7 protein-coding genes are annotated in these 10,019 nt (G+C 60.4%); 3 read left to right on the top strand and 4 right to left on the bottom strand.

Annotated features, from left to right (window positions below; all coding sequences use genetic code 11):
• From ACRXB1_RS21190 to ACRXB1_RS21205, 4 genes are all read right to left on the bottom strand, one after another.
• On the bottom strand, positions 1-401 hold a 401-nt coding region (locus ACRXB1_RS21190), incomplete at its 3' end, for an MFS transporter (protein ID WP_449493118.1).
• Between the two features lie 31 nt (positions 402-432).
• The gene (locus ACRXB1_RS21195) at positions 433-1,692 is read right to left on the bottom strand and encodes an EmrA/EmrK family multidrug efflux transporter periplasmic adaptor subunit (protein ID WP_061999636.1); all 1,260 of its coding nucleotides are present in this window, start codon (positions 1,690-1,692) and stop codon (positions 433-435) included.
• A gap of 57 nt (positions 1,693-1,749) precedes the next feature.
• Positions 1,750-3,276: an efflux transporter outer membrane subunit gene (locus ACRXB1_RS21200; protein ID WP_449493119.1), complete on the bottom strand. Its 1,527-nt coding sequence runs from the start codon at positions 3,274-3,276 to the stop codon at positions 1,750-1,752.
• 134 nt (positions 3,277-3,410) lie between these two features.
• Positions 3,411-3,932, bottom strand: coding sequence for a MarR family winged helix-turn-helix transcriptional regulator (locus ACRXB1_RS21205; RefSeq protein WP_449493120.1), 522 nt, complete (start codon positions 3,930-3,932; stop codon positions 3,411-3,413).
• Positions 3,933-4,317: 385 nt separating this feature from the next.
• Between ACRXB1_RS21205 and typA the strand changes: the two genes are divergently transcribed.
• The 3 genes from typA to ACRXB1_RS21220 form a co-directional block, all read left to right on the top strand.
• Entirely contained in the window at positions 4,318-6,144 is a 1,827-nt protein-coding gene (gene typA / locus ACRXB1_RS21210; RefSeq protein WP_061999633.1) for a translational GTPase TypA, read from the top strand.
• Positions 6,145-6,445: 301 nt separating this feature from the next.
• A complete protein-coding gene (locus ACRXB1_RS21215) occupies positions 6,446-9,304 on the top strand; it encodes a 2-oxoglutarate dehydrogenase E1 component (RefSeq protein ID WP_061999632.1) in 2,859 nt (952 codons plus the stop codon).
• 217 nt (positions 9,305-9,521) lie between these two features.
• Positions 9,522-10,019: biotin/lipoyl-containing protein (locus ACRXB1_RS21220; RefSeq protein WP_449493121.1), on the top strand; the 498-nt coding region annotated here is incomplete at its 3' end.

Genomic DNA, 10,019 nt, shown 5'->3' on the forward strand with positions numbered 1-10,019 from the left:
GAGATCGCGTTGGCGACCGCGAACGACGTGATCACCCACGTGCCCTGGTCCGACGATACCCCGAGGTCACCGGATATCGACGGAATGGAGACGTTTGCGATCGATGTATCGAGCACGTTCATGAACAGCACGATCGACGTCATGAACAAGCGCACTTGCCCGAAGCGCTGGGTGAGCCAGCCGGTGAGCGGCACGGAGATCGCGTTGGCGACCGCGAACGACGTGATCACCCACGTGCCCTGGTCCGACGATACCCCGAGGTCACCGGATATCGACGGAATGGAGACGTTTGCGATCGATGTATCGAGCACGTTCATGAACACCGCGAGCGACACCGCGATCGTCCCGATCACGAGTTTCGCACCTTGCAGCGGCGGATGAACGGCGTTGGGTTGAGACATAAGAACGGTTCCGGAAAACTTTGAAGAGCGCTTACATCAGCTTCGCGAGGTCTTGCCTGGTCGCGGGCTGAACGTTTTCCTTCGATGTCTTCTGCGAACCGCCGCCCGTTCCCGGACCCGACGTGCCTTCGTTCGCCGCGATGATGCGCGCGATTTCAGCGTCGGCCTGATCGCCGTACTTGGCGAACACATCGGTCTGGTACACGGTGTTCGGCGCCGTGCCAAGCTGGCCACCGTTCTCGTCCTTGATCGTCACGTCCACGTTCATCGACAAACCGATGCGCAGCGGATGCTTTTCAAGTTCCTGCGGGTCGAGCGCGATACGGACCGGCAGGCGCTGCACGACCTTGATCCAGTTGCCAGTCGCGTTTTGCGCCGGCAAGAGCGAGAATGCGGAGCCCGTTCCGGCGGAGAAGCCGATCACCTTGCCGTGAAACACGACGCCTGATCCGTACACGTCAGCCGTGAGTTCAACCGGCTGGCCGATGCGCATATGCGTGAGCTGCACTTCCTTGAAATTGGCATCGATCCATACGCCGTTCAGCGGCACGATCGCCATCAGCGGATTGCCCGGCGACACGCGCTGGCCGACCTGCACCGAACGCTTCGCGACATAACCCGTCACCGGCGCGGGCATGGTGTTGCGCGCAAAGTTGATGTACGAATCGCGGACCTTGGCGGCGGCCGACAGCACATTCGGATGATTTGCGATGGTCGTGTTCGAAGTCAGCGAACGGTTCGCCTGCAACTCCTGCTGCGCCGCATTCAGCGAAGCCTGCGCGCCGCGCACAGCGTCACGCGCGTGGGAGATCTCCTCGCCCGAGATCGCGCCGGTCTGCGCAATCGTCAAGCGGCGGCGCAGGTCATCCTGGGCACGCGACAAATCCGACTGACGCAGCGCGACTTGCGCCTGGTATTGATTGTCGTTGACGAACAGCGTGCGGACCTGGCGCACCGTCTGCGCAAGATTCGCTTCGGCCTGATCGAGCGCGACTTTCGAATCCGCCGGATCGAGTACGACGAGCGGATCGCCCATCTTCACGGTTTGCGTGTCGTCGGCATTCACCGAGATCACCGTGCCGACCACTTGCGGCGTGATCTGGACGATGTTGCCGTTGACATAAGCGTCGTCGGTGCTTTCGTGAAAACGCGCGACGAGGAAGTAGTACAGCCCGTATGCAACGGCTGCGATGATCACGACCAGCACGATCAGCGACATCAGCACGCGGCGCTTGGTGTTGCTGGTTTTAGGCGCCGGTGCTGCTGCGGCGTTTTGTTGAGAGTCGCTCATGAATAGCTCCGTATTCCCTGTCTCGAGTTGCTGCTAATCGATTCGATTTGATTTGGTTCAGTCTGCGGTCTTCGCCGCGACCGATGCGGTTTTCGACGTTTGCCCGTCGATGGCAAGGTTGGTGTCGGCGGCATCGAAACCTCCGCCCAGCGCCTTGATCAGGCCGATCTGGAGATCGCGGCGCCTCATCCGCAGGTTCGTCACGGTTTGCTCGTTCGACAACCGGTTCTGGTCGGCGGTGAGCACCTGCAGTTGTGGCGACAAGCCAGCCTTGTACCGGATCACGGCGAGCTGGTAGGCGTGCGTGGAGGCGTCGAGGGCGCGCGTGGCATCGCTCGTTTGCTGATCGACCGAGCGAATCGATGCGATCTGCGTCGCCACATCGTTCAGCGCATTGATCAGCGTCTGGTTGTAGTTCGCGACGTCGAGATCGAAGTCCGCGTATCGGCCCTTCAACTGCGCGCGCAGTGCGCCGGCATCGAAGATCGGCAAATGGATGGCCGGCCCGGCGTTGAACTGACGGCTGCTCGAAGTGAAGAACCGGCCCCAGCCGAAGGCATCGAAGCCCGCTGCCACCGAGAGATTGATGTCGGGGAAAAACTCGGCCTTGGCTTCCTTTACATCCGATGTCGCCGCTTCCACCTGCCAGCGCGCCGCGACAATATCCGGCCGGCGCGCGATCAGGTCGGCCGGCACGTTGTCCGGCAGCGCGACTTCGATCTTCGAGTTCAGCACCGGGCTCGCAATTTTCAAGCCGCGATCCGGGCCCTGGCCGAGCAGCGCGCCGAGCTGATAGCGCGTGGTCGTGATCTGGCCGTCGAGCTCGGACAGGTTCGTCTGGCTCGTCGCAATATTGCCTTCGGCCGTGCGGATTTCGACGTTGGTATCGAGTCCGGCGCTCACGCGGCCGTTCGTGATCCGGCCTACGTCGGAGCGGTTTGCGATCTCGCGCTGTGCAACGTCGCGCAGGGCATAGAGCAGTGCGAGCTGGTTATACGTCTGCGCAACCGATGCCGCCAGCGTCACGCGGGCTTGCTGCATGTCGGCCTCGGCGGCCTTCTGCTGCGACACCGCCTGATTCAGCCGTGAGCGGTTCTTGCCCCACAGGTCCAGGTCCCACGAAGCGCTCACGAGCGCATTGTTCTCGCTATACCAGCTGCCGCCGTACGGAGGCGGGTACAGCCCGTTTGCCGAATAGAGCTCGCGACTCCACGAATACGAGCCGTTCACTTTCGGGAAAAGGCCCGCACGTGAGCTTTCTATATAGGACGATGCCTTCGCGATCCGGGCTTGCGCCTGCGCGATCGATGGATTGCCCGCCAACGCTTCGTCGATGAGCTGTGGCAATTGCGGATCGCCGAATTGCTTCGCCCAGTCGAGCGACGGCCACTGGCCGCCTTGCGACGGCACGCTTTGCGTGGCCTGCAGCGCGTCGTTCTGTGGCGCGGTGATCTGCTTGTCGCTGCTGATGCCGGCGTAGTTGGCACAACCCGCGAGCACGAACACGGCTGCGGCCAGCGCGCTGCGTTTCATTGTTGTCGTAGACGCCGCGAAGACAGGCGCGGACGAATAAGGGAGTTTCATCGCTCGACTCTCAGAGATGATATGTAAAGATGGACGCAGCAACCATTTCTTTCAGTTTTATTACCCGGAAAGGGCGGTCGCCGATGTGCGTCGTCAAGATAGGAACCCGGATTCAGGAGAACACGCTCGCTTGGTCAGGAGGATGCTTTCGGCGTTGAGCTTTCGTATCCGCTGATCAGTGCGATGGCGGCAGGATCGCCCGAATTGAGCAGGATCCGGCGCAACATGCTTTTCAGAAAACCGACTTCCTCGGGAGTGAAACCGCCGAGAAGCTTGTCCAGCACTTTCGTGAAAATAGCCGGTATCTGCCCCGCGAGTTCGCGGCCTTCAGGCGTCAGCGCGAGTCGCACGACCCGCCTGTCTTCCTCGCTGCGCACGCGCGTGATCAGTCCGCGCTTCTCCAGCCGGTCGATCAGGCGTGTAACCGCGCTTGCATCAATGCCATATTCGCGCGCAAGGTCTGCTGCGGCCAGATTGCGGCCGCTCGCAAGCATGAACATGATGCTGGCTTGGGTGCTGGTGATGCCGAGGTCAGCCATGGTGAGCTGCGTCACATTGTTCCAGAGCGTCGAGCGAACGCGGCTTAGCAGGTAGCCGACGCTCTCGCAAAGTACGTAATTAGCAATTTCTGGAACCGGCGGATGGACGTCGCTCATGGATACTCGTGCGCTTGCAATAATTGACTATGCAAGATTATAGGAGGCGTTTCGTTGACGCGGCAAGTACTTTCAGATTCCTCCTAATGCGCTTGTGAGATGCCGACTGTTGTTATTTTGAGATTTGATTGCGCTCGCCAGGGGCCTGACAGCAGGACTTGACGGCGATTTTCGGCTGTCCCGAAATAGGAAAACGAGGGGAAAAGGCTTCCGGGTTTCGTCCTATTGCTTAACAGGGCGGAAGAGGACACGCCGCCGTGCTACAATCTTGGGTTCCCATCGCGCCGAGTGCGGGGAAGTGGATTTGTCTTCAGGTTCGTTCCACGGCTAATAGCTAGCTTGCACCCACGGCGCTCAACTATCTGTACAAGCTCCTCAAGCTCCTATGACCCGCGCCCTTCGCAACATTGCCATCATTGCCCACGTCGACCACGGCAAGACCACGCTCGTCGACCAATTGCTCCGCCAGACCGCCACGTTCCGAGAGAACCAGGCTGTGGTCGAGCGCGTGATGGACTCGAACGACATCGAAAAGGAACGTGGCATCACGATCCTTTCGAAGAACTGCGCGGTCGAGTACGAAGGCACGCACATCAATATCGTGGACACGCCGGGACACGCCGACTTCGGCGGTGAAGTCGAACGCGTGCTGTCCATGGTCGACTCGGTGTTGTTGCTGGTCGACGCCGTCGAAGGTCCGATGCCGCAAACGCGCTTCGTGACAAAGAAGGCGCTGGCGCTCGGCCTCAAGCCTATCGTTGTGATCAACAAGGTCGACCGGCCGGGCGCGCGGATCGACTGGGTGATCAACCAGACGTTCGACCTGTTCGACAAGCTGGGCGCCACGGAAGAACAACTCGATTTCCCGATCGTCTACGCGTCGGGCCTGAATGGTTATGCCGGACTGAACCCGGACGTGCGCGAAGGCGACATGCGTCCGCTGTTCGACGCCGTGCTGGAACACGTTCCGGTTCGCCCGGCCGATCCGGACGCGCCGCTGCAACTCCAGATCACCTCGCTCGACTTTTCGTCGTATGTCGGCCGTATCGGCATTGGCCGGATCACGCGCGGGCGCATCAAGCCGGGCATGGCTGTCGCCGTGCGCACGGGTGCTGACGGCCCAATCCTGAACCGCAAGATCAATCAGGTCCTGTCGTTCAAGGGCCTGGAGCGCGTCCAGGTTGAAGAGGCTGAAGCCGGCGACATCGTGCTGATCAACGGTATTGAAGAAATCGGCATCGGCGTGACCATTTGCGCCGTGGATACCCCGGAAGCGTTGCCCATGATTACCGTGGACGAACCCACGCTGACCATGAACTTCCTGGTGAACTCGTCACCGCTGGCCGGTCGCGAAGGCAAGTTCGTCACGAGCCGTCAGATCCGCGACCGCCTGATGAAGGAACTGAACCACAACGTCGCGCTGCGTGTGAATGAAACCGGTGACGAAACCACGTTCGAAGTGATGGGCCGTGGCGAACTGCACCTGACCATTCTTGTGGAAAACATGCGTCGTGAAGGCTATGAGCTCGCCGTGTCGCGTCCGCGCGTGGTGATGACGGAAGTCGACGGCGTGAAGCATGAGCCGTATGAAAACCTGACCGTCGACATGGAAGACGCAAACCAGGGCGGCGTGATGGAAGAGCTGGGCCGCCGCAAGGGCGAGATGCTCGACATGGCGTCGGACGGCCGTGGCCGTACGCGTCTTGAGTACCGTATCTCGGCACGTGGCCTGATCGGCTTCCAGTCGGAATTCCTGACGCTCACGCGCGGCACTGGCCTGATGAGCCACACGTTCGATTCGTATCAGCCGGTGAAGGAAGGCGGTGTTGGCGAGCGTCGTAACGGCGTGCTGATTTCGCAGGACGACGGTGCTGCTGTCGCCTACGCATTGTGGAAGCTGCAGGATCGCGGCCGCATGTTCGTTTCGCCGGGTGATGCGCTTTATGAAGGCATGATCATCGGCATTCATAGCCGTGACAACGATCTGGTTGTGAACCCGATCAAGGGCAAGCAACTGACCAACGTGCGTTCGTCGGGAACGGACGAAGCGGTGCGCCTCGTGCCGCCGATCCAGATGTCGCTGGAATACGCGGTTGAATTTATCGATGACGACGAACTGGTCGAAGTCACGCCGCAATCCATCCGTCTGCGCAAGCGCTACCTGAAGGAACACGAGCGTCGCAGCGCCAGCCGCAAGGGCGCAGTGGACTGATCCAGTCCGTTGACATGCGAAGAAAAGCCACCCTTGGGTGGCTTTTTTATTGCGCTGCAACTCTCCTTCGCATGTGTCCCTTATTCGCGAAAGGTCTCCGAAAGCCCGCCGGGCAAGCTTTCCGGGCGCGGCCGTCGGCGCGTTGATTTAATGATATGTGCTATGCTAGCGGATGCATTGCCAGTTTTAGGTCCTTCCAAGCAGACTTGATTCGCGCAATCCGCTAAACGGTCAGGCCGTGTTGCGGAAGGTTGAGTAACCCGCTATTTCTCGAGAAACTCGAAGAAAGGTGAGCGTAAAAATGATGAAGCAATCCCAGCTGAACTCCTATTTGTTCGGCGGTAATGCCCCGTATGTCGAAGAACAGTACGAGGCATATCTCGATAATCCCGCGTCAGTGCCCGAGACCTGGCGTACCTATTTCGATGCGTTGCAAAACGTGCCCGCATCGGATGGGTCGAATCACAACGACGTGGCCCACGGCCCGATCGTGGAGTCGTTCGCTCAGCGCGCGAAATCGAACGGCTTTGTGCCGCGCGAGAGCAGTGCTGATCTGGCGACCGCTCGTAAGCAGGTCTTCGTTCAGTCGCTGATCGGTGCTTACCGCTTCCTCGGCTCCCAATGGGCCAACCTCGATCCACTGAAGCGCCGCGAGCGCCCGGCCATTCCCGAGCTTGAACCCGCTTTCTACGACTTCACCGAAGCCGACATGGACCAGACGTTCCATGCGCAGAACCTGTATTTCGGGCTCGAGCAGGCGTCGTTGCGTGAAATCGTCAAGGCGTTGCGCGATACGTACTGCGGCACGATTGGCGCCGAGTTCATGTACATCAGCGACCCGGAACAGAAGCGCTGGTGGAAGGAGCGGCTCGAATCGATCCGTTCGACTCCGAATTTTTCCGCCGACAAGAAAAAGCACATCCTCCAGCGCCTGACGGCGTCGGAAGGGCTCGAGCGTTTCCTGCACACCAAGTATGTCGGACAGAAGCGCTTCTCGCTGGAAGGCGGCGAAAGCTTTATCGCGTCCATGGACGAAGTCGTGCGTCACGCGGGCGCTGCAGGCGTGCAGGAAATCATCATCGGCATGGCTCACCGTGGACGCTTGAACGTCCTGGTGAACACGCTTGGCAAGATGCCGGCCGATCTTTTCGCCGAATTCGAAGGCAAGCACGTCGATGACCTGCCGGCCGGCGACGTGAAGTATCACAAGGGTTTTTCGTCGGACGTTTCGACCGACGGCGGCCCGGTCCACCTCTCGCTCGCATTCAACCCTTCGCACCTCGAAATCGTGAACCCTGTGGTCGAAGGTTCGGCGAAGGCGCGTATGGATCGTCGCGGCGACGTCGACGGCCTGCAAGTGCTGCCGGTCCAGATTCACGGTGACGCGGCGTTTGCCGGTCAGGGCGTGGTCATGGAAACGCTGAACCTCGCGCAAACGCGTGGTTACGGTACGCACGGCACGCTGCATATCGTCATCAACAACCAGATCGGCTTCACGACGTCGGACCCGCGCGATGCGCGCTCGACGCTGTATTGCTCGGACGTGGCGAAGATGATCGAAGCGCCGGTGCTGCACGTGAACGGCGACGATCCGGAAGCGGTCGTGCTGTGTACGCAGCTCGCTATCGACTACCGCATGCAGTTCCACAAGGACGTGGTTGTCGACATCATCTGCTTCCGCAAGCTGGGTCACAACGAGCAGGACACGCCGGCGGTCACGCAGCCGCTGATGTACAAGACGATTGCGAAGCATCCGGGCACGCGCGCGCTGTACGCTGAAAAGCTCGTGCAGCAAGGCGTGATCACGGCGGAAGACGCCGATGGTTACGTGAAGGCGTATCGCCAGGCAATGGATGACGGCCATCACACGGTCGATCCGGTGCTCTCGAACTACAAGAGCAAGTACGCGGTGGACTGGGTTCCGTTCCTGAACCGCAAGTGGACCGACGCAGCCGATACCGCCGTGCCGCTCGCTGAACTCAAGCGTCTGGCCGAGCGTATCACCACGATTCCGGAAAACTTCAAGGTGCATCCGCTGGTCGAGCGCGTGATCAACGACCGCCGTGCAATGGGCCGTGGCGAAGCGAAGCTCGACTGGGGCATGGGCGAGCATCTCGCGTATGCGTCGCTGGTGGCATCGGGCTATGCCGTGCGTCTGACAGGCCAGGATTCGGGCCGGGGCACGTTCACGCATCGTCACGCTGTTCTGCACGATCAAAACCGCGAACGCTGGAACGACGGCACGTATATTCCGCTGCAGAACATCGCCGATGGTCAGGCGAAGTTCACGGTGATCGACTCGGTGTTGTCGGAAGAAGCAGTGCTCGGTTTCGAGTACGGCTACTCCACTGCAGAGCCGAACACGCTGGTTGCATGGGAAGCGCAATTCGGTGACTTCGTGAACGGCGCGCAGGTTGTGATCGACCAGTTCATCTCGTCGGGCGAAGTGAAGTGGGGCCGTGTTTCAGGTCTCACCATGCTCTTGCCGCATGGCTATGAAGGCCAGGGTCCGGAGCACTCGTCGGCGCGTATCGAACGATTCCTGCAGCTTTGCGCGGATCACAACATGCAAGTGGTCCAGCCGACCACGCCGGCGCAGATTTTCCATCTGTTGCGCCGCCAGATGATCCGCTTGTTCAGGAAGCCGCTGATCGTCGCCACGCCGAAGTCGCTGCTGCGCCACAAAGAAGCAGTGTCGGACCTGTCGGAGCTGGCGAAGGGTTCGTTCCAGCCGATCATCGGCGAAACGGATGCTGCGATCGAGCCGAAGAAGGTCAAGCGCGTGATCGTGTGTTCCGGCCGTGTTTATTACGACCTGATCGCCCATCGCCGCGAAGCGAAGGCGAACGATATCGCCATCGTTCGTATCGAGCAGTTGTATCCGTTTGCCCACAAGCAGTTCGACGCGGAAATCAAGAAATACGAACACGCGACGGAAGTGGTCTGGGTACAGGACGAGCCGCAGAACCAGGGCGCCTGGTTCTACGTCGAGCACCATCTGCGTGAAGGCATGCGTGAAGGACAGAAGCTGGCTTACAGCGGCCGTCCGGCATCGGCATCCCCGGCAGTCGGCTATTACGCGAAGCACTACGAGCAGCTGAAGGCGCTGATCGAAGGCGCGTTTGGCCGGTTGAAGGGCGCGCAGACGATCTCGAAGTAAGCGGTTGGGACCGGGGAACGCCCTTAAAACGGCTCCCCGGTTGTTCATGCGCTGTCCTGTGATTCGCTGTGAGTCGATTCGGAACGTGGAATGCACAAGCAGCGCTCGCCGTAAGTTAGATGCGCGCTGCATTCACACGCTCTGGAAATCCCAAGAATTAACGGCGTTGAACCCATTGGTCACGCGCCGCACCCAGATACATTCAGGAAAAAACATAATGTCTATCGTAGAAGTCAAGGTTCCCCAGCTTTCTGAGTCCGTGTCGGAAGGCACCATGCTGTCGTGGAAGAAGAAGCCGGGCGAGGCAGTTGCCATCGACGAAATCCTCATCGAAATCGAAACGGATAAGGTCGTGCTGGAAGTGCCGGCACCGGCTGCGGGCGTGCTCGCGCAGGTCATCAAGCATGACGGAGATGTGGTCGCCGCGGAAGAAGTGATCGCCATGATCGATACGGAAGCCAAGGCTGGCGAGGCACCGGTTGCCGCCGCCGCCGGCGACGCCGAAGTGAAGCCGGCTCCGGCTCCGCAACCGCAACAGGAAGCTGCCCCCGCAGTGGCGAGCGCTTCGGCTACGAACACGTCGGCGTCGCCTTCGGCGGCCAAGATCCTGGCTGAGAAGAACATTGCGAGCGACCAGGTATCGGGTTCGGGCCGCGATGGCCGTGTCACGAAGGGCGATGCGCTGGCTGCCAAGATCGGGAGGGGACACGGCTGG

The organism is Caballeronia sp. M23-90, from assembly GCF_053574605.1.

Bases quoted from the DNA above. Each gene is read 5' to 3' on its own strand.
- typA (WP_061999633.1), top strand. From the start codon at position 4,318: ATGACCCGCGCCCTTCGCAACATTGCCATCATTGCCCACGTCGACCAC.
- ACRXB1_RS21215 (WP_061999632.1), top strand. From the start codon at position 6,446: ATGATGAAGCAATCCCAGCTGAACTCCTATTTGTTCGGCGGTAATGCC.
- ACRXB1_RS21195 (WP_061999636.1), bottom strand. From the start codon at position 1,692: ATGAGCGACTCTCAACAAAACGCCGCAGCAGCACCGGCGCCTAAAACC.
- ACRXB1_RS21200 (WP_449493119.1), bottom strand. From the start codon at position 3,276: ATGAAACTCCCTTATTCGTCCGCGCCTGTCTTCGCGGCGTCTACGACA.
- ACRXB1_RS21205 (WP_449493120.1), bottom strand. From the start codon at position 3,932: ATGAGCGACGTCCATCCGCCGGTTCCAGAAATTGCTAATTACGTACTT.